The sequence below is a fragment of the Streptomyces caeni genome (genome assembly GCF_042678285.1).
GTDB lineage: Bacteria > Actinomycetota > Actinomycetes > Streptomycetales > Streptomycetaceae > Streptomyces > Streptomyces caeni.
On the sequence record NZ_JBHUDX010000020.1, the window covers coordinates 50,788 to 69,580 of the forward strand.

Consider the following 18,793-nt stretch of genomic DNA (forward strand, 5'->3'; position numbering starts at 1 on the left):
AATCCTTTGCCTACCCATTACTCTTGAGCCAAGGCCACGCAGGGTGGCCATGGAGGAGTGAAATGAGGAGCAGCAACCCGGTCTTCTCGCGACGGGGGTTCAGCCGCGACAACGGCTACGCGGGCTTCAACACCGCGCCGCAGGCCGGGGGAGCCGCCGTCGGCACGCAGGGCAACCCGTACGCGCAGAACCCGTACGCGGGCGGTAACCCCTACGCGCAGAACCCTTACGCCCAGCAGACCCAGTACGGAGCCCCGCCGCAGGCCCCGGCCACCACCGGCCGGATGACGATGGACGACGTCGTCATGCGTTCGGCGACGACGCTCGGCACGGTCGCCGTCGGCGCGATCCTCGCCTGGGCGCTGCTGCCGGTCTCGTCCACCAGCTTCGGCCTCGCGATCGGCTCCGCGCTCATCGCGTTCGTCCTGGCGATGGTGCAGTCCTTCAAGCGCACCGCCTCGCCCGCGCTGATCCTCGGGTACGCCGCCTTCGAGGGCGTCTTCCTCGGCGTGATCAGCGAGATGTACAACGCGCAGTGGAGCGGCGCGCCCTTCCAGGCCGTGCTCGGCACCATGGCGGTCTCCGGCGCGACCCTGCTCGTCTACAAGGCGGGCTGGATCCGGGTGACCGCGCGGTACGCGCGGGTCGGCATGGCCATCGCCATCGCCTTCGTCCTGGTCATGGCGGTCAATCTGCTGCTGGTCGCCTTTGGTGTCGCACCCGACGGCGGGCTGCGCAGCATGGGTCCGCTGGGCGTGATCGTCGGCGTCATCGCGATCCTGCTGGGCGCGTTCTTCCTGACCCTCGACTTCAAGCAGATCGAGGACGGCATCGCCTACGGCGCGCCGCGCGAGGAGGCATGGCTGGCCGCGTTCGGCCTGACTCTGACGCTCGTGTGGATCTATGTCGAGATGCTGCGGCTGATCGCCATCTTCAGCAGCAACGACTGACCGCCGGTCCCCGGCAGGGGAAGGGCCCGCGCACCCCGCCGGGGTTCGCGGGCCCTTCGTCGTGCGGATGCTCGGTGGCGTACGGGGTGCGGTGATGCGCGCTCAGAGCAGTTTGCGCGCGGCCCTCCTCAGGTCGTACTCGTGAATGATCGCCTTGGCGTGGCCGTACGCGAGATTGTGCTCGTGCCGGAGCCAGCTGACCTTCTCCTCGAAGCAGAGAGCGGGGCCTTCGTCGACGGTGCGCAGCCAGTCGGAGACTTCACGACCGGTGCAGTGAGGGATGCGGGCGAGCAGATTGCGATGGGTCTCCTGGGAGAAGACTTGGGACATCGGCGCCTCCGGACGCACTCGATGAAGCCGGTCCTTCAGGTCACGGTGCCTGAGCGTTCGCCTGTTGGCAACAGTCCCGGTGCGACGCGTAGTCTCGCGGCGTGCTTGATACGACGCCTTTGACCCGGGCCGTGGATCACTTCGCCGACCGGTTGCGGGCCGCTCCGCAGAGCCGCCTCCAGCGGGGCGCGGCGGCCGAGGCACTCGCACTGGCCAGGGAGTTGGCACGGCGGGCCCAGCTCCTTGAGGATCCCTCGGCGCAGCCCCGGGAGATGCCCGACGCGGGCATGTTCGCGGCCGCCGACCAGATCACGGTCGCCGGGCACGATCTGGCGCTCGTCCTGGAGAGCGAGGCGGATGTCGCGGCGGCTGTGGCGCTCGTGCGCGAAGCACAGAAACGCGCCGGGGTCTGACGCGCGGGCGCCGGCGCGTGAGGGACTGGCTCCCGCGGCCGGTCCGGACCGTCTTGTTCGCGCCGTCCTGTTCGCGCCGTCTCGTTCATGCCGTCTTGTCGGCGCGGTCTGCCGGCGCCCCGTCGTGGCGCCGCCACACCCGCCGCGGCAGGGCTACAGGGACGCGATGACGCGGTCCGCGAGGACGTAGACAGTCTCCTCGCCGCACCCGAACGTCAGCGCGTAGGCGCCCGAGAGGGCGGAACCGCCGAGCAGGACCGGGCAGCGGTCGGTGCTCAGTGCCGCGGCCAGCCGCTCCGTGGTCTCGCGGTGGCCGGGGGTTATGCACAGCGTCGTACCGTCCGCGAAGACGTAGACGTCCAGGGTGCCGAGCGGACCGGGGCGGACGTCGGCGAGTTCGGTGCGGGCCTCGGCCAGCTCCTCCAGGCAGGCGATCGTGCGTTCGTGGTCGTTCACGACGGGCGAGGGGGCCGGTACGAAGTCGGGGTGCGAGGGGTGGCGGCGGCGGGCGGCGGCCAGCTCCGGGGAGTCTCCCGCCAGGGCTCCGTCCTGGGAGGTGCCCCCGGCGAACTCGCTCTCGTCGGCTGACGGCTCGGCCACCGGCTCCAGGCTGTCGTGCTCCAGGCCCGCGAAGTCCGACTGGCGGGGCAGGTACAGCTCCCCGTCGGGCAGGCCGAGCACGGTGGGGGCTGCGTCGGCGATGTCACGTGCCTCCTGGGCGGCCCAGAAGGCCCGCGCCTCGGCCAGCTCGCGCTCCCGCTCCTCGGCGAGCGCCTCGGCCACGGCCGCGCGTATCTCCTCCGTGTCGGCGGTGGAGCGGGCGCCCGGTACCAGCCCGCGGGCGTGCCCGGCGCTCCTCTCCAGGAGCTCTGTGCGCAGGGCCGCGACCTGCCGGTGCAGCGCCCGCACGCTGCGCAGGACGGCGACGCCCACGCCCGCTGTGGCGGCCGTGGTGAGCAGCAGAGCAATCGGCATGGCGCTCACTTGACGTACTCCCGGTTCAAGGTAGACCCCCGACTTCCTACAGCAGCTTGAAGGGCGGACTATCCAGCTGTCAGTGCGTAACGTCACGAAACGGACAGCGGGGTGGTCCTGGGGTTCCCTGTGCAGGGGCTCTGACCTGCGTGAATACCCCTCCGAGGGAGATAGGTCACATCCTGGGTGAGATTGGATCACAAAACGGCCCGGAGCCCCGAGGGAACGGGCTCCGGGCCGGTGCCGGGACCCGCGCGAGCCGTCGCGAGGTCCCGGACGTGCGAGCCCGTGTCAGCTGAGGCGCTCGATGATCATCGCCATGCCCTGGCCGCCGCCGACGCACATCGTCTCCAGGCCGAACTGCTTGTCGTGCCACTGGAGGGAGTTGATCAGCGTGCCGGTGATCCGGGCGCCGGTCATGCCGAAGGGATGGCCGACGGCGATGGCGCCGCCGTTGACGTTCAGCTTGTCGAGCGGGATGTCCAGGTCGCGGTAGGAGGGGATCACCTGGGCGGCGAACGCCTCATTGATCTCGACGAGGTCGATGTCGCCGATGGTGAGGCCGGCCCGCTGGAGGGCCTGCTTGCTCGCTTCGACCGGTCCGTAGCCCATGATCTCCGGGGACAGCCCGGACACGCCGGTGGACACGATCCGGGCCAGCGGCGTGAGCCCCAGCTCACGCGCCTTGGTGTCGCTCATGATGACGAGCGCCGCGGCACCGTCGTTGAGCGGGCAGCAGTTGCCGGCCGTGACGCGGCCGTCGGGGCGGAAGACGGGCTTCAGCCCGGCCACGGCCTCCAGGGTGACGCCGGCGCGCGGTCCGTCGTCCTTGCTGACGACCGTTCCGTCCGGGAGGGTCACCGGGGTGATCTCGCGCTCCCAGAAGCCCCTGGCGATGGCCTGCTCGGCGAGGTTCTGCGAGCGGACCCCGAACTCGTCCATCTCCTCGCGGGTGACGCCCTTGAGGCGGGCCAGGTTCTCGGCGGTCTGCCCCATCGCGATGTACGGGTCGGGGACGAGGCCGTCCTCGCGGGGGTCGTGCCAGTCGGCGCCCTCGGACTCGGCGACGGCGGCGGTACGGGCCTCGGCCTCGGCGAAGAGGGGGTTGTGGGTGTCCGGGAGGCCGTCGGAGGTGCCCTTGACGCTGCGGCTGACCATCTCGACGCCCGCGGAGATGAAGACGTCGCCCTCACCGGCCTTGATGGCGTGCAGGGCCATGCGCGAGGTCTGCAGGGAGGAGGAGCAGTAGCGGGTGATCGTGCAGCCCGGCAGGTGGTCCATCCCCATCTGCACGGCGACGATGCGGCCGAGGTTGTGGCCCTGCTCGCCGCCGGGGAGGCCGCAGCCCAGCATCAGGTCGTCGATGTCCTTCGGGTCCAGCGCGGGGACCTTGGCCAGGGCGGCCTGGATGATCGTGGCGGTGAGGTCGTCCGGACGGAGGTCCTTCAGGGAGCCCTTGAAGGCGCGGCCGATGGGGGAACGGGCGGTCGAGACGATGACGGCTTCGGGCATCACGGCTCCAGTGCACGAGGGGAGGCAGGGCTGTGAGGGAAGTTACCTGTACGTACCGTGGAGGTCACGAGCGTGGCGGTGTGACTCGGACCGCACTTTTCTAAGCGCTTGCTTTTTTCTCGGGTCAGGCCCGTCGGCGCCCGGGAGGCGCTACGTACCGGGGCCGGACCCGGATGCGGGTGCTGATCTTCTCGCTGAAGATCTTGTCCCTCGGGATGCCGTGCCCCGCGAGTGCGTCGAGCTGGGAGTCGAGTTCCTGCCCGAGGGACGAGCGTCTCGCGTAGCCGATACGGATGTCCGCGCTCGGCAGGTCCGGGTCGATGGGCGCCGGGGGCGGGGTGCCCGGCCGCCACGGTCGGCCCGGGCCGCGGTCGGCCGGGCTCGGGATGCGCAGTGCCTTCTTCAGGCGGGGCACCTGGGTGAAGCGGCGGGTGCGGCAGGCGGAGGTGACCGTGCCGCCGCGCGAGCGGCACGGTGAGCCGGGCTGCGCGTCACACTTCGGACAGGCGTGCTGTTCGACGTCGTCCGCGTCCGACCGGCCGGTCGGGGAGAGCTGCTGAGGGTCCGTCAGGGGCCCTGGTATTCAGCGAGGTGGCGTCACCAGGCCGATCTCGTAGGCGGCGATGACAAGTTGGACCCGGTCGCGGGCTTCGAGTCTGGTGAGTAGCCGCGCCATGTGTGCCTTTGCGGTGGCCATGCTGACTCGCCGCATGCCAGGCGGGAGCGTGACGGTTCCGCCCCGTGTCCTCCACGACCTGGAGCCCGTCGTTGATCTCGCGCCGCAGCTCCGCGTCGGTCGAGGTAGTCGCAGATGAACGCCGTACGCACCGCCCGTCCACCCACCGGCCCGAACGGTGCCGCCCCGACGGTGTGCCCGAACAGTGCCGCCGTTCGGCCGGCACCGGTCAGGCCGTGGATTCCGTGGCCGGGGACGGTTCCGCGTCCGGGGTGGGCAGACGGCGGCGGCGCCGGCGCTTGAGGAGCGCCCAGGGTCCCCGCGGACCCGTCGGCATGGCGGCCGTGACCTCCGTGCCCGCCTCCGACGCGGCCTCGGCCGCGGCGCGGGCCACCGGGAGGAAGCCCTCGCGACGGGACACGTCCGGGCGCTCCTCTTCCGCAGGCCACAGGCCCAGGGTCGCGCAGACCGTCGGCAGCACCGCCATCGCCGCGGTGGCGTACCCCTCCGCGGAGGGGTGGTAGTTGTCCGGTCCGAAGAGTTCACGCGGGTTCGCCGCGAACTCCGGGCCCAGCAGATCGCCCAGTGACACCGTGCGGCCGCCCTGCTCGACGACCCCGATGGTCTGGGCCGCGGCCAGTTGGCGGGATGCCCGGCGGGCCAGCCATCGCAGCGGCTGCTGAACCGGTTCGATCGTGCCCAGGTCGGGGCAGGTGCCGACCACCACTTCCGCGCCCGCCGTGCGCAGGCGCCGTACCGCCGCGGACAGGTGGCGCACCGAGCGCGTCGGCGGCATGCGGTGCGTCACGTCGTTCGCACCGATCATGATCACGCAGATGTCGGGGATCCGGCCCTGGTCCTCCAGAGCGAGGCCCACCTGGCGGTCCAGGTCGTCGGACTGCGCTCCCGGGAGCGCCACGACACGCAACTCCACCGGGTGCTCCGCCACCGCCGCCAGACCCGACGCCAGCAGCGCGCCCGGCGTCTGACGGTAACGGCGCACGCCCTGTCCCACGGCGGTGGAGTCGCCGAGCATGGTCAGCCGGAGCGGCGGTCCGTCGGGGGCGGTGTGCCCTGGTCCGGCCGCGTGCGAGCGGTCGGGCCCCCCGTACAGGCCCTCCGGGCTCGGCGGGTACGGGCTGTCCCCGTTGCCCACATGGCGCTTGGCCAGCTGCACCTCGGCCAGCAGCAGACCGGCGGCGGCCGCGCCGACCAGGCCGATACCACCGCCGCCGTACGCCGCGCCCGCCGCGATGCGCCGGGCCACCCTCGCCCTCGACAAGCTCGACATGCGTCGCCGCCACCTCCTCGTAGCCCTTCACCCACTGCTTGCCCCGTACACACCGTCGTCCAACCGCAACGCGACGTGAACGTCCGGGGTAGCCCGCGTTCGCGGACCGCCCCGGGCGCCGAAGCCCTTACGCTGGCGGAATCATCACGACCACATCTTTTGCAGCAACCGGAGACAACGGTGCGATTCCACGACTCGATGATCGACCTGGTCGGCAACACCCCGCTGGTCAGGCTCAACCGCGTGACCGCCGGCATCCAGGCGACCGTCCTCGCGAAGGTCGAGTACTTCAACCCCGGCGGTTCCGTGAAGGACCGCATCGCCGTGCGCATGATCGAGGCGGCCGAGCAGAGCGGCGAGCTGAAGCCGGGAGGCACGATCGTCGAGCCGACCAGCGGGAACACGGGTGTGGGGCTCGCGATCGTGGCCCAGGAGAAAGGCTACAAGTGCATCTTCGTCTGCCCCGACAAGGTTTCCACCGACAAGATCAACGTGCTGCGTGCATACGGCGCCGAAGTGGTCGTATGCCCCACGGCGGTGGCCCCCGAACACCCGGACTCCTACTACAACGTCTCCGACCGGCTCGTCCGTGAGACTCCCGGCGCCTGGAAGCCGGACCAGTACTCCAACCCCAACAATCCCCTGTCGCACTATCACTCGACCGGCCCCGAGCTGTGGGAGCAGACGGAGGGGAGGATCACCCACTTCGTCGCCGGCGTCGGCACCGGAGGGACCATCTCCGGCACCGGGCGCTATCTGAAGGAGGTCAGCGACGGACGTGTGAAGGTCATCGGCGCGGACCCCGAGGGATCCGTGTACTCCGGCGGGTCCGGGCGGCCGTACCTCGTCGAGGGCGTCGGTGAGGACTTCTGGCCGGAGGCGTACGACCGGACCATCGCCGACGAGGTCGTCGCCGTGTCCGACAAGGACTCCTTCCAGATGACCCGGCGGCTGGCGAGGGAGGAGGGCCTGCTGGTCGGCGGCTCCTGCGGCATGGCGGTGGTGGCGGCGCTGCGGGTCGCGGAGCGGCTCGGGCCGGACGACGTCGTGGTGGTGCTGCTGCCGGACAGCGGGCGCGGCTACCTCAGCAAGATCTTCAACGACGAGTGGATGGCCGACTACGGCTTCCTGGCGGACAGCGGCCCCAGCGCCCGGGTTGCGGACGTGCTCGAAGACAAGGCGGGCGGCTCCATCCCCTCGCTCGTCCATATGCACCCCGACGAGACCGTGGGGGAGGCCATCGACGTGCTGCGCGAGTACGGCGTCTCGCAGATGCCGATCGTCAAGCCGGGCGCGGGCCACCCGGACGTGATGGCCGCCGAGGTCGTGGGGTCCGTCGTGGAGCGCGAGCTGCTGGACGCCCTGTTCACCAAGCGGGCCTCGCTCGACGACCCGCTGGAGAAGCACATGTCCGCGCCGCTGCCGCAGGTCGGGTCGGGCGAGCCGGTCGCGGACCTGATGTCGGTGCTCGGCACGGCCGACGCGGCGATCGTCCTCGTCGAGGGCAAGCCGACCGGGGTGATCAGCAGGCAGGACCTCCTGGCCTTCCTGGCCAAGGGCGGGAAGCAGTAGCAAACGTCCGGTGAGCCGACCGCCTCGGCGGGGAACTTCCGGTGACGGGCAGGGGCGGGGCTTCGCGGAAGTGGTACGAGCGTGTCACGTCCACGCAGCACCCGCTTAACACGGGTCCGGCACATTAGTGGGTGTCGGCAAGGCGGGGGAGGTACCTCCCAGGCGTTGAGCACGGGGAGAGGCTCCCCGCCCAGGCCGGCAACCGAAACGGCGCCAAGGACCTCCGGAGCGGCTCCCGGACCTCCATGGACGCCACGGACGCGCAAGCCCGGCCCTGACCCGGCCCGCGTCCCTCGCGGGGACCGCCGTCGTCCCGCCCCCCAGCAATGGGGGTGCGGCGGTCCCCGCGCATATCTCTTCCTCCGTCTCCCGCCCGCGTACTCCCCGCCCCGGCGCTTCCCGGCCTGCCCGTGAGGGTCAGTCCTGCCACTCGCCGTCCGGGCCGGACTTGCGGCGACGGCCGAAGAGGCCGGGGGTGGTGCGGGCGGCCTGGACCGCGTTGACGCCGACAATGCCCGCCCAGGCCACCAGCAGGCCGGGCAGATGCGCGACGCCGCCCCCGATCGCGGACAGCGGGACCGCCAGTACCAGCGACACGATGCCGAAGCCGAAGCGCTCCCCCCAGGAATCCGTGGCCCGCGGGGAGCCCGCGCCGCGGGCCACGACCATCTGCTGCTCTGCCAGTCCGCGCCGCACCCGGCGGTCCACCGCACCGTCGATGCGCTGGTCGACCTTCTCCAGGAAGGATTCGACCAGCGCCGTCTCGTACTCCTCGCCCAGCTCCCTGCGGGCCTGCAGGGCGGCGTCGAGTTCCTTCTTCAGGTCGGTGTCCCGTGCGTCCATACCGGTCATGCCGCCCACGGTAGGGAGCCGGGACGCTCGCCGCACTGGGGCTAGCCCCCGGTTCCGGGCATGTGGAGCGGTGGGTGCCCGGATTGCATATCGCCATGCAGGGGTATTGATGTTTGAATAGGTTCCTCGATGATCCGGCTTGCGTCGCCGGCACCGTCCCGTCGGACGGGACCTGCCGTCCTCGGAGACCTGGAGGGGGAGCACGTCATGAGCGTGACCGACAGCCCTGCCGCACGGCTGCAGGCGCTCTTCGAGGGGCACCGGCTCACGCCGACCCAGCGGCGCATCGCGCACAGCATGGTGCGACGGGCCGCCGACGTGCCGTTCCTGTCGAGCGTCGAGCTCGCCGAACTCGCCGGGGTCAGCCAGCCGTCCGTCACCCGCTTCGCGGTCGCCCTCGGCTTCGACGGCTATCCGGCACTGCGCAAGCACCTGCGCGAGGTCGCGCCCGCCGAACAGACACCCTCCCCCGGGTCTCACAACGAGTACCAGCAGGCCGTCGAGGCCGAGATCGAGAACCTGAGGCATCTGGCGGAGGTGCTGGCCGATCCGCGGCCGGTGCGGAGGGCCGGACGGATCCTCGCCGCCTCGCGCCCCCTGGCCGTCCTCGGGCTGCGGGCCGCGGCCGCCCAGGCGTACGGCTTCGCGTACTTCGCCGCGAAGGTCCACCCGGACGTCCGGCTGCTCGACGAGGGCGGCACGATGCTGCACGACCGCATCGACGCGGCCGTACGGGCGGGCGCGAGCGCCGTGCTGTGCTTCGCGCTGCCCCGGCACCCGCGCGAGGTCGCGGACGCGCTGGCGTACGCGAAGGAGAGCGGACTGACGGTGGTCACCGTCGCCGACTCGGCGTTCGCGCCGGTCGCGAAGGTCTCCGACCTGCTGCTGCCGGCGGCCGTCGGCACCGGCCTCGCCTTCGACACCGCCTGCGCGCCGATGCTGCTCGGGCGGGTCCTGCTGGAGGCGATGTGCGACGACCTGCCGGACGCCCAGGCCCGGCTGGAGGAGTTCGACGCGCGGGCGGCGGCCCGGGGGCTGTTCGTGGAGTAGCCCGTCGGGGCACCCTACTCCGGCCCCCCCGGGGGCTGACGTCCCGTCATCCGCCCGTGGCGCTGTGGCACTCGGCCGCCGAGGAGCCGGTTTTCAGACTCGTCTCACCTTCGGCCGTTAACCTGCAGCGAGTTGAGGCGCTTCACAGGACGAGACGGGAGGCCGGACGTGGCGCGCGGAGGACAGGGGCTGGCCCGGGTGGCCGTCGTGGTACGGGCGGGGGCCGCCCCGCTGTGGTGGCTGGGAGTGTTCGCGGCCGGCACCGGGGTGCTGGTGCCGGGAGTGACCGGACGCCGGATCGGTGTCCTGGCCGGGGCCGCGCTGTTCGTCGTCGCGGCCGCCGTCGTCGCCCGCGCGCGCCGCGGGCGGTACACCGCACTCGCCCGCGACGCCGCCCGTGCCGGCAAGTACGACGTGCTCCAGGACCGCGCGGTCACCGTCCGGGCCTGGCGTCGCGGCCACCGCTGGTGGCTGCTCGCCGCCTTCGCCGTGGCGCTCGGCAGCTGCGTCGCGGTGCCCGCCGCCGGTGGCATGCTGCTCGCGGGGGCCGGCGCCGGGCTGCGCCTGAAGGCCGCCTGGCTCGGCCGCCGGGAGCACGCCGAGGACGTGCTGCTGTGGGTGCGCGTCGACTGGCTCGGTGTGCGGGGCGGCGCGCCCGCGGGCAAGCGGGTGGGGGGCTACCGCAGTACCGGCATCGCGGCCGGCGACGCGGCCCCGGGCGGGGCGCGCCGCCGTGCCGCCGCGCTCGTGTAGCGCGCTGGTCGCGGAACGGGCCGAAGGGTCAGATCTCCAGGTCCTCCTCGATCTTCTTCAACTGGTGGCGGGCCATCGCCAGGTTGGCGCGTTTGGAGTCGAGGACGAGGTAGAGGAACAGGCCGTTGCCGCCGCGGCCGGTGAGCAGCCGGATCAGGTGGTACTGGTCGTTCAGCGTGATCAGGATGTCCTCGATCTGCCCCTTGAGCCCGAGGTGCTCCATGGTGCGCAGCTTGGCCCGTACGACATCGGTGTTGCCGGCGGCGGCGACCGTGAGGTCGAAGCTCTTGCTGCCGCCCATGGTGCCCAGCGCCATGCCGCTGGTGTAGTCGACGAGGGCGGCTCCGGTCGCGCCTTCGATGGAGGCGAGGGCCTCTTTCAGCGCGGTTTCGGTGTTGGCCATGTCGGAGTGTGTCCTTTCAACTTTCGGTGGTGGTGCGCGCGTTCGCGGCCGAGCGTGGGCTCGCGGGGGTGCGCGCGGTGCGGGTCCGCGTGGGCGCGGACCCGTTGGTGGTCCTGGTGGTGGCCCGGGCGGCACGGGACTGTGCCGGCGGCTCGGCCCGCTCGGCGGCCTCGTCGACCAGCTCCCCGATACGGGTGCTCGCACGCCGGCCCTCCAGGTGCAGCCGGCCGACGTTGACGCGGTCCTGGGCAAGCAGTGTCAGCACCGCGCCGCGGCCTGCCGCGTACGTGGCCACATAGCCGTGGACGCCGCGGACGAGCAGTTCGCGGAAGTCGCCCTGCCCGGTCGCGTCCGTCATCCGTACGGCGACGCCCAGGGCGGCGGCGGTGAGCGCGGCGATCCCCTCCGGTTCGACGCCGGGGGTGTCCTGGGCGAGCACCAGTCCGTCGACGCTGGCGGCGAGGGCACCGGTCAGCCGGGGGATGCGGGTTCTCAGGCGGCGGAGTTCGTCGAGGACCTCGGGCTCCGCGTCCATCAGGGGTCTCCTCTCGGCGGGTCGTTGCCGTTCGAGCCGGTCAAAGGGCCTCCAGCGCATCCCTCAGCCTCTTCAGCAACGTGATGTGGGGATCGGCGAACGGTGGCAGAGCCCCGGTGGGGGCGGGCGCTTCGCCGGTGGTCGCGGGTGACGGCTGTGCGGGACCCGTGCCCGCGTTCGTGCTCGTGTCCGCGTTCGTGTCCGTGTCCGTGCCCGTGCCCGTGCCCGTGCCCGCGCCTGTGCCTGTGCCTGTGCCTGTGCCTGTGCCCGTGCCCGTGCCTGTGCCCGTGCCTGTGCCCGTGCGGGCCGCCACGACGCCCGCCGCGGCCAGGCGCCGCACGTCGACCAGGGTGTGGAAGGCCGGGCGGCCCAGCGTGCGCGAGATGTCCGAGGCGGTCCGCACCCCGTCCACCCGGTCGAGTACCGCCCCCTGGCGGGGCGTCACCGCCGGGTGCGCCGGGCGGCCGGCGCGGACGAGGGGAGCCTCGTCCGTGGCCGGGTCGGGCCAGATCCGGTGGAGCAGCTCGCGGCGGCGCAGCGTCTCGCGCTCCACCGCGGCCACCGGCACCGGACGGACGGGACCCAGCCAGTGCGCATCGCCGTACCGGAAGCGGGCGGGGGCGCTGCTCGGGCCGAGCACGAAGTACGCAGCGTCGTACAGCGCCCCCAGATGGCACAGTTGCAGGGCACCCTCGCCGATCCGGCCGCTGTCGACCAGGAACCGGCCCACCAGCCGCTGTGCCCCCGCCTGCGCGACCGCCTCCCGCCAGCCCTCCTCGTCGAGCGCGCCGCGTGCGACGAGCAGGACGTCGAGGCCCGGGGTCGCGGGGCTCTCGGCGAACACCACCTGGCCTTCGGACAGGTAGAGCATGCCGCCCTCGCGCATCAGCACGCCGGTGGCACGCTCGGCGGCGAGACGGTCGAGCATGGGGGACAGGCCGCCGCTCGGGACCTGGGTCCGCCGCCGTACGGGCAGCGGGGGCTGCGGGGGTGTCGTCACCGTCGTCATCCCAGAACCAGCCGTCCGGCCATCTCGCCGAGCCGGATGCGGGCGAGGGCGAGGTTGCCCTCGTCGCGGGCCAGCCACAGGTGCAGGAAGACGCTGCTGTCGAACGTCGTCGGCACGAACCGCAGCAGGTGGTAGCTGTCCCGGTTGGCGATGATCAGGTCCTCGACCGGGCATGCGCCGGGGGACCAGTCGGCGTCGTCCTGCGGGGCGAACGCGCGGTGCTCGGCGGCCAGCCGGGCCAGTTCCGCAGCCTCCGCCGCGGTCGTCTCGTGGTCACCGCCGGGTGAGTCCCCGACCGTGCCCAGCGCGAGCCCGCTGGTCCAGTCGACCACCGCGGCGCCCCGGGCGCCGGGCAGACGCATGGCTTCCAGCAGGCACTCGTCGATTCCGGGCACCGTGGCTCCCCTCCCGCCTCGGGTTCGGCTGAGTGATGAAGACACTACGCACCGTGTGTGCGAGGGGTGACAGTTACGGCATTTTCCGGTGGAACATGCCTGGGATCACTAAGGTGGGTCGACTGTCCCCTGTGTACGGGGACGTTGGGGCCGATGGTGACGCCCGGTCGCCGACGTGCGGAGATGCGCCCGGCGTGCAGACGACGAGGCGCACGCGGGCGCGTGCGCGACGGCTCGTGCGCGACGGCTCGTGCGCCTGCGGTGCGCGCCTCGCGTATGCGGGGCGGGCGGCTCCTCAGAGCCCTGTCAGTGCGTCCGTGTGCCCCCCGCCCGACTCCGCCACGATCTCCCGCAGAGACTGCGGCGCCCGTACCACGGCGAACCGGATCCCCGTGTCCTCGTCCGGCGCGTAGCCGTACACCCCGGGGCGGGCCAGCGAGTTGTAGCCGTAGTGATGTGCGAAGTAGTACGCCCCGGTGTCCAGCGCCGCGACGTGGTCACCCTGCTCCAGCAGAGGCAGCGCGTGCGCCTGCGCCAGCAGGTCGCCCGCGAAGCACGCCGGTCCCGCCACGTCCTGCACCACCTCGGGCCCCTCCTTCGGGTGCCCCTTCGCGTCGTACGCCCGGATCCGCAGGGGCCAGGACTTCGGCGCGTACACCGTCCGCACCGCCACCTGCACGCCTGCGTGCGTGACCGCCACGGCCCGGCCGCCCGCGCGCTTGGCGTACTCCACCCGCGCCACCACCGTCCCGTTCTTCGCCAGCAGGGACCGTCCGAACTCCGTGACCAGCCCGTACCGCCCGTCGAACAGCCCCGGCACCGCCTCCGCCAGCAGCCGCGCGTACTGCGCGTACGTCGGCGTCGTGGCGTCGGAGCGGAAGTTGACCTGCAGCCCGCCGCCGATGTCGATCGTGTCGATCTGCCGGCGTCCGGCGTGCCGGTTGATCTCCTCGGCGAGCGCGTAAACCTCCGCGATGCCCCGTGCCATCAGCGACAGGGGGACGCCCTGCGAACCGGAGTGCGCGTGCAGCCGGGTCAGCCAGGGCCGCTCGGCGTACGCGCGCAGCACCCACGCCCGCGCCCCCTCGTCGTGCAGTGCCACCCCGAATTTGGAGGTGGCCGTCGCGGTGGACAGTGCCTCGATGGAACCCGCGCCGAGCTGCGGATTCACCCGGATCCCCAGCGCAGAGGCCGTGCGCGTGGTGCGGACGAGGGCGTCGATCCGCGTCAGCTCCTGCGGGCTGTCCGCGTTGACTGCGACGCCCAGGGCCAGCGCCTGCCTCAGCTCCTCGGCCGTCTTGGCGGGCGAGTCCAGCACGATGTGCTCCGGCGGCACTCCGGCCGCCCGGGCCAGCGCCAGCTCCCCGGGGCTCGCCACCTCCGCGCCGATGCCCGCCTCACGCAGCAGCCGCAGCACCGGGACGAGCGGTGTCGCCTTCACGGCGAAGGCGTGCAGCACCGGTGTGCCCGGCGCTGCCACCGCATCGAACGCCGCCCGCAGCGCCGCCGCCGCCTCCCGGATGCCGGCGACGTCCAGGAGGCCGACGATGGGGGCGTCCGGTCCCAGCAGACCCCGCTCGACCGCGCTCCGCACGGCCTCGTCCCGGCGCGCCACCCGCTCGGCGTCCGCGTGGTGCGCCTTCCCGCTCGTCCGCCCCGTTCCGCTGTCCGTCATCTCCAACGCGCCCCCGTCCCCGTGTCACCGCCGGCGGTACCTCCTCCAGCCAAACATCCCGGGCCGTGCTCCGCTGGCGCAAGAATGTATTGACTAGCTCTATTCAGGGCGTCAGGATGTGAATATCGACAGCAACAGCCCCGCGCGCCCCCCGGCCGCGTGCGACCGTCACCCAGGAGGCAGACCATGTCAGGACCCGGGCCCCGTCCAGTCCGAGCGCCGCGCGGCACGGAACCGAGCGCCCTGGGATGGCAGCAGGAGGCCGCCCTGCGGATGCTGCAGAACAACCTCGACCCCGAGGTCGCCGAGCACCCCGACAAGCTCGTCGTCTACGGCGGCACCGGCAAGGCCGCCCGCGACTGGCGTTCCTTCGACGCGATGGTCCGCACACTGAAGACCCTCAAGCAGGACGAGACGATGCTGGTCCAGTCCGGCCGTCCCGTGGGCGTCATGCAGACCCACGAGTGGGCCCCCCGCGTCCTCATCGCCAACTCCAACCTCGTCGGCGACTGGGCCACCTGGGAGGAGTTCCGCCGCCTGGAGGCCCTCGGCCTGACCATGTACGGGCAGATGACCGCCGGTTCCTGGATCTACATCGGCACACAGGGCATCCTCCAGGGCACCTACGAGACGTTCGCCGCCGTCGCCGCGAAGAAGTTCGGCGGCTCGCTGGCGGGAACCATCACGCTGACGGCCGGACTCGGTGGCATGGGCGGCGCCCAGCCACTGGCCGTCACCATGAACGACGGCGTCGCGATCTGCATCGACTGCGACCCGCGCGCCATCGAGCGCCGCATCGAACACCGGTACCTGGACGTGAAGGCCGACTCCCTGGAGCACGCCCTCCGGCTGGCCGTCGAGGCACGTGACCAGCGCAGGCCGCTGTCCATCGGCGTCCTCGGCAACGCCGCCGATCTCGTCCCGCAGCTCCTCGCCATGGGCGCCCCCATCGACGTCGTCACCGACCAGACCTCGGCCCACGACCCGCTGTCCTATCTGCCGTCCGGCGTCGCCTTCGAGGACATGGCCGCCTCCTCCGCCAAGGACCCGGCCGGCTTCACCACGCGCGCCCGCGCGTCCATGGCCCGGCATGTCGAGGCGATGGTCGGCTTCATGGACGCCGGCGCCGAGGTCTTCGACTACGGAAACTCGATCCGCGGCGAGGCCCGGCTCGCCGGGTACGACCGGGCCTTCGCCTTCCCGGGGTTCGTGCCCGCCTACATCCGGCCGCTGTTCTGCGAGGGCAAGGGTCCCTTCCGGTGGGCGGCACTGTCCGGCGACCCGGCCGACATCGCCAGGACCGACCGGGCGATCCTCGACCTGTTCCCCGAGAACGAGTCCCTCGCGCGCTGGATCAGGATGGCCGGGGAGCGCGTCCACTTCCAGGGCCTGCCCGCCCGCATCTGCTGGCTCGGCTACGGCGAGCGGGACCGGGCCGGCGAGCGCTTCAACGACATGGTGGCGAGCGGCGAGCTGACCGCGCCGATCGTCATCGGCCGCGACCACCTCGACTGCGGGTCCGTCGCCTCGCCGTACCGGGAGACCGAGGCGATGCTCGACGGCTCCGACGCGATCGCGGACTGGCCCCTGCTCAACGCCATGGTGAACGTGGCGTCCGGCGCGTCCTGGGTGTCCATCCACCACGGCGGCGGGGTCGGCATGGGGCGGTCCATCCACGCGGGCCAGGTGACGGTGGCCGACGGTACGAAGCTCGGCGGTGAGAAGATCCGCCGGGTGCTGACGAACGACCCGGGGATGGGCGTCATCCGGCACGTGGACGCCGGGTACGACATCGCGGAGTCCGTGGCCGAGGAGCGGGGCGTGCGGGTGCCGATGCGTGAGGGTGACGACGCGTGACCTTCCACAGCATGTGGGCGGAGCTGCTGCCGATCGGCCGCAGCTCCGCCTCCGGCGGCTACCGCCGCTTCGCCTGGACCGGTCCCGACGCCGAGTGCCGGGCCTGGTTCAAGGAGCAGGCCGACGCCCGCGGGCTCGCCTACGAGGTCGACCGCAACGGCAACCAGTGGGCCTGGCTCGGGGATCCCGCCGAGGGCGACGCCGTCGTCACCGGATCCCATCTGGACTCGGTTCCGGACGGCGGCGCCTTCGACGGGCCCCTCGGGGTCGTGTCCTCCTTCGCCGCGCTCGACGAACTGCGGGCCCGGGGCGCCGGGTTCCGCAGGCCCTTCGGCATCGTCAACTTCGGGGACGAGGAGGGCGCGCGGTTCGGGCTCGCCTGCGTCGGGTCGCGGCTCGCCGCCGGGCAGCTCACCCGCGAGCAGGCTCACCGGCTGACCGACGGTGACGGCGTCACCCTGCCGCGCGCCATGGAAGCCGCCGGATACGACCCCGACGCCCTCGGTCCCGATCCGGAACGGCTCGGCCGCATCGGCGCGTTCGTCGAACTCCATGTGGAGCAGGGCCGGGCCCTCGACCTGAGCGGTGACGCGGTGGGCGTCGCCGACGCCATCTGGCCGCACGGGCGGTGGCGGTTCGACTTCCGCGGCGAGGCCAACCACGCGGGCACCACGCGGCTCGCCGACCGGCGCGACCCCATGCTGCCGTATGCCGCGGCCGTCCTCGCCGCCCGCGGCGAGGCCGAACGCGCCGGTGCCGTCGCCACCTTCGGGAAGGTCGCCGTCGAGCCGGGCGGAGTCAACGCCGTCCCCTCGCTGGTGCGCGGATGGCTCGACTCCCGTGCCGCCGACCAGGCACGCCTCGACACCGTCGTCGCCGGTATCGAGAAGACGGCCCGGGAACAGGCGAAGGCCCACGGCGTCGGACTCGACGTCGTCCGCGAGTCGTTCACCCCCGTCGTCGAGTTCGACCACGCCCTGCGCGACGAACTGGCCCGCATCCTCGGCCGGGACTCCGGGCTGTCCGTGCCCGTCCTCGGCACCGGCGCCGGACACGACGCCGGGATCCTCGCCGGCAGCATCCCGACCGCCATGCTGTTCGTGCGCAATCCCACGGGGGTTTCCCACTCGCCCGCCGAGTTCGCCGCCGAGGACGACTGCCTGGCCGGGGTGCGCGCACTCGCCGACGTACTGGAAGGGCTGGTGGGCAGGTGACGCGGACGTACTGGCTGGAGCACGCCTGGCTGGGGGCCGCCGTGGAACCGGGGGTCGTCCTGGAGGTGGCCGACGGCCGTGTCGGCGAGGTGCGCACCGGCATGGGCAGTCCGCCCCCCGGCGCCGAGATCCTCCGCGGACTCACCCTCCCCGGCCTGGCCGACGCCCACTCGCACGCCTTCCACCGCGCCCTGCGCGGCACGGCCCAGGTCGGCTCCGGCACCTTCTGGACCTGGCGGGACGTCATGTACGCGGTCGCCGACCGGCTGACCCCTCAGACGTACCACGCGCTCGCCCGTGCCGTGTACGCGGAGATGGCGCTGGCCGGGATCACCGCCGTCGGCGAGTTCCACTACGTGCACCACGCCCCGGGCGGCACTCCGTACGCCGACCCCAACGCCATGGGCGAGGCCCTCGTCGACGCCGCCGCCGAAGCCGGCATCCGCATCACCCTCCTCGACACCGCCTATCTCTCCTCCGGCTTCGGGCAGCCGCCCACGGACCGTCAGCTCCGCTTCTCCGACGGCACCGCGGACGCCTGGGCCGAACGCTGTTCAGTTCTCAAGGACCGGGATCACGCACGGATCGGTGCGGCCGTCCACTCCGTACGGGCGGTGCCCGCGGGGCAGCTCTCGACGGTGGCGCGCTGGGCTGAGGAACGGGGGGCCCCGCTCCATGTGCACCTGTCCGAGCAGACGGCGGAGAACAACGCCTGCCAGGAGGCCCACGGCTGCACCCCGACCCGCCTCCTCGCCGACCACGGTGTCCTCGGGCCGCGCACCACCGGCGTCCACAACACGCACCTGACGGACGAGGACATCGCGCTGATCGGCTCGACGGGCACCGGCACCTGCATGTGCCCCACCACCGAGCGGGACCTCGCCGACGGCATCGGCCCGGCCGCGGCCCTGCAGGCGGCCGGTTCACCGCTGTCGCTCGGCTCCGACAGCCACGCCGTGATCGACCTTCTCGAAGAGGCGCGCGCGATGGAGCTGAACGAGCGGCTGCGCACCCGCACGCGCGGCCACTGGACGGCGGCGGCCCTGCTACGGGCGGCCTCCGCCGACGGGCACACGGCACTCGGCTGGGAGGGCGCGGGCGTCCTGGAGCCCGGAGCGCTCGCCGACTTCACGACGATCGCGCTCGACTCGGTCAGAACCGCGGGGCCGCCTCCGCGGCTGGGCGCCGAGACCGCCGTATTCGCCGCGACGGCAGCGGACGTGCGCCACACGGTCGTGGGCGGCCGGCACATCGTGCGCGACGGGGCGCACGCACACGTACCGGATGTGCCGCGGGCGCTGGCGGACGCCGTCGAAGCCCTGCGCGCCTGA

General features: G+C 72.6%; 20 protein-coding genes. 8 read left to right on the top strand and 12 right to left on the bottom strand.

Annotation, left to right across the window (positions count from 1 at the left end; all coding sequences use genetic code 11):
* The first annotated feature begins 62 nt into the window (after window positions 1–62).
* The gene (locus tag ACFSL4_RS08080) at window positions 63–950 is read left to right on the top strand and encodes a Bax inhibitor-1/YccA family protein (RefSeq protein ID WP_381080038.1); all 888 of its coding nucleotides are present in this window, start codon (window positions 63–65) and stop codon (window positions 948–950) included.
* A 102-nt stretch (window positions 951–1,052) separates the two neighbouring features.
* On the opposite strand, the gene ACFSL4_RS08085 is transcribed toward ACFSL4_RS08080, so the two are convergent.
* Window positions 1,053–1,280: a DUF4287 domain-containing protein gene (locus ACFSL4_RS08085; protein WP_381080040.1), complete on the bottom strand. Its 228-nt coding sequence runs from the start codon at window positions 1,278–1,280 to the stop codon at window positions 1,053–1,055.
* A gap of 101 nt (window positions 1,281–1,381) precedes the next feature.
* On the opposite strand from ACFSL4_RS08085, the gene ACFSL4_RS08090 reads away from it, so the two are divergent.
* Window positions 1,382–1,693: a hypothetical protein gene (locus ACFSL4_RS08090; RefSeq protein ID WP_381080042.1), complete on the top strand. Its 312-nt coding sequence runs from the start codon at window positions 1,382–1,384 to the stop codon at window positions 1,691–1,693.
* A gap of 153 nt (window positions 1,694–1,846) precedes the next feature.
* Here the strand turns inward: ACFSL4_RS08090 and ACFSL4_RS08095 are convergent, their stop codons facing one another.
* The 5 genes from ACFSL4_RS08095 to ACFSL4_RS08115 all read right to left on the bottom strand — a co-directional run bounded on the left by ACFSL4_RS08095 (window position 1,847) and on the right by ACFSL4_RS08115 (window position 6,147).
* On the bottom strand, window positions 1,847–2,668 hold the full coding sequence (locus ACFSL4_RS08095) for a hypothetical protein (RefSeq protein ID WP_381080044.1): 822 nt from the start codon (window positions 2,666–2,668) through the stop codon (window positions 1,847–1,849).
* Between the two features lie 291 nt (window positions 2,669–2,959).
* Window positions 2,960–4,180 (bottom strand): acetyl-CoA C-acetyltransferase, encoded by a 1,221-nt coding sequence (locus tag ACFSL4_RS08100; protein ID WP_381080046.1) that lies wholly within the window; start codon window positions 4,178–4,180, stop codon window positions 2,960–2,962.
* A gap of 124 nt (window positions 4,181–4,304) precedes the next feature.
* On the bottom strand, window positions 4,305–4,763 hold the full coding sequence (locus tag ACFSL4_RS37680) for a zinc finger domain-containing protein (RefSeq protein ID WP_465269753.1): 459 nt from the start codon (window positions 4,761–4,763) through the stop codon (window positions 4,305–4,307).
* Window positions 4,764–4,892, bottom strand: coding sequence for a helix-turn-helix domain-containing protein (locus ACFSL4_RS08110; RefSeq protein ID WP_381080050.1), 129 nt, complete (start codon window positions 4,890–4,892; stop codon window positions 4,764–4,766).
* Window positions 4,893–5,085: 193 nt separating this feature from the next.
* Window positions 5,086–6,147 carry an SGNH/GDSL hydrolase family protein gene (locus tag ACFSL4_RS08115; RefSeq protein WP_381080052.1) on the bottom strand — a complete coding sequence of 354 codons (1,062 nt, stop codon included), beginning with the start codon at window positions 6,145–6,147 and terminating at the stop codon, window positions 5,086–5,088.
* 180 nt (window positions 6,148–6,327) lie between these two features.
* On the opposite strand from ACFSL4_RS08115, the gene ACFSL4_RS08120 reads away from it, so the two are divergent.
* Window positions 6,328–7,719, top strand: coding sequence for a cystathionine beta-synthase (locus tag ACFSL4_RS08120; RefSeq protein WP_381080054.1), 1,392 nt, complete (start codon window positions 6,328–6,330; stop codon window positions 7,717–7,719).
* Window positions 7,720–8,136: 417 nt separating this feature from the next.
* Here the strand turns inward: ACFSL4_RS08120 and ACFSL4_RS08125 are convergent, their stop codons facing one another.
* On the bottom strand, window positions 8,137–8,562 hold the full coding sequence (locus ACFSL4_RS08125) for a hypothetical protein (protein ID WP_381080144.1): 426 nt from the start codon (window positions 8,560–8,562) through the stop codon (window positions 8,137–8,139).
* A gap of 216 nt (window positions 8,563–8,778) precedes the next feature.
* Between ACFSL4_RS08125 and ACFSL4_RS08130 the strand changes: the two genes are divergently transcribed.
* Together ACFSL4_RS08130 and ACFSL4_RS08135 are read left to right on the top strand one after the other, a co-directional pair.
* Window positions 8,779–9,621, top strand: coding sequence for a MurR/RpiR family transcriptional regulator (locus ACFSL4_RS08130; protein ID WP_381080055.1), 843 nt, complete (start codon window positions 8,779–8,781; stop codon window positions 9,619–9,621).
* Window positions 9,622–9,789: 168 nt separating this feature from the next.
* Window positions 9,790–10,374: a hypothetical protein gene (locus ACFSL4_RS08135; RefSeq protein ID WP_381080057.1), complete on the top strand. Its 585-nt coding sequence runs from the start codon at window positions 9,790–9,792 to the stop codon at window positions 10,372–10,374.
* A gap of 28 nt (window positions 10,375–10,402) precedes the next feature.
* On the opposite strand, the gene ACFSL4_RS08140 is transcribed toward ACFSL4_RS08135, so the two are convergent.
* From ACFSL4_RS08140 to ACFSL4_RS08160, 5 genes are all read right to left on the bottom strand, one after another.
* Entirely contained in the window at window positions 10,403–10,777 is a 375-nt protein-coding gene (locus ACFSL4_RS08140; RefSeq protein ID WP_381080059.1) for a roadblock/LC7 domain-containing protein, read from the bottom strand.
* A gap of 16 nt (window positions 10,778–10,793) precedes the next feature.
* Entirely contained in the window at window positions 10,794–11,312 is a 519-nt protein-coding gene (locus ACFSL4_RS08145; RefSeq protein ID WP_381080061.1) for a roadblock/LC7 domain-containing protein, read from the bottom strand.
* Between the two features lie 40 nt (window positions 11,313–11,352).
* Entirely contained in the window at window positions 11,353–12,321 is a 969-nt protein-coding gene (locus tag ACFSL4_RS08150) for a transcriptional regulator (protein ID WP_381080063.1), read from the bottom strand.
* Window positions 12,318–12,716 (bottom strand): hypothetical protein, encoded by a 399-nt coding sequence (locus ACFSL4_RS08155; protein ID WP_381080065.1) that lies wholly within the window; start codon window positions 12,714–12,716, stop codon window positions 12,318–12,320. The genes ACFSL4_RS08150 and ACFSL4_RS08155 overlap by 4 nt, the downstream gene beginning before the upstream one ends.
* Before the next feature lie 295 nt (window positions 12,717–13,011).
* Window positions 13,012–14,391 (bottom strand): type III PLP-dependent enzyme domain-containing protein, encoded by a 1,380-nt coding sequence (locus ACFSL4_RS08160; protein ID WP_381080067.1) that lies wholly within the window; start codon window positions 14,389–14,391, stop codon window positions 13,012–13,014.
* 186 nt (window positions 14,392–14,577) lie between these two features.
* On the opposite strand from ACFSL4_RS08160, the gene hutU reads away from it, so the two are divergent.
* From hutU to ACFSL4_RS08175, 3 genes are read left to right on the top strand one after another with little or no spacing between them, the layout of a single operon-like run.
* Window positions 14,578–16,248, top strand: a complete 1,671-nt coding sequence (hutU, locus tag ACFSL4_RS08165) for a urocanate hydratase (RefSeq protein WP_381080069.1) — start codon at window positions 14,578–14,580, stop codon at window positions 16,246–16,248.
* Complete coding sequence (locus tag ACFSL4_RS08170) at window positions 16,245–17,462, top strand: allantoate amidohydrolase (protein ID WP_381080071.1); 1,218 nt, start codon at window positions 16,245–16,247, stop codon at window positions 17,460–17,462. The genes hutU and ACFSL4_RS08170 overlap by 4 nt, the downstream gene beginning before the upstream one ends.
* The gene (locus ACFSL4_RS08175) at window positions 17,459–18,793 is read left to right on the top strand and encodes a formimidoylglutamate deiminase (protein WP_381080073.1); all 1,335 of its coding nucleotides are present in this window, start codon (window positions 17,459–17,461) and stop codon (window positions 18,791–18,793) included. The genes ACFSL4_RS08170 and ACFSL4_RS08175 overlap by 4 nt, the downstream gene beginning before the upstream one ends.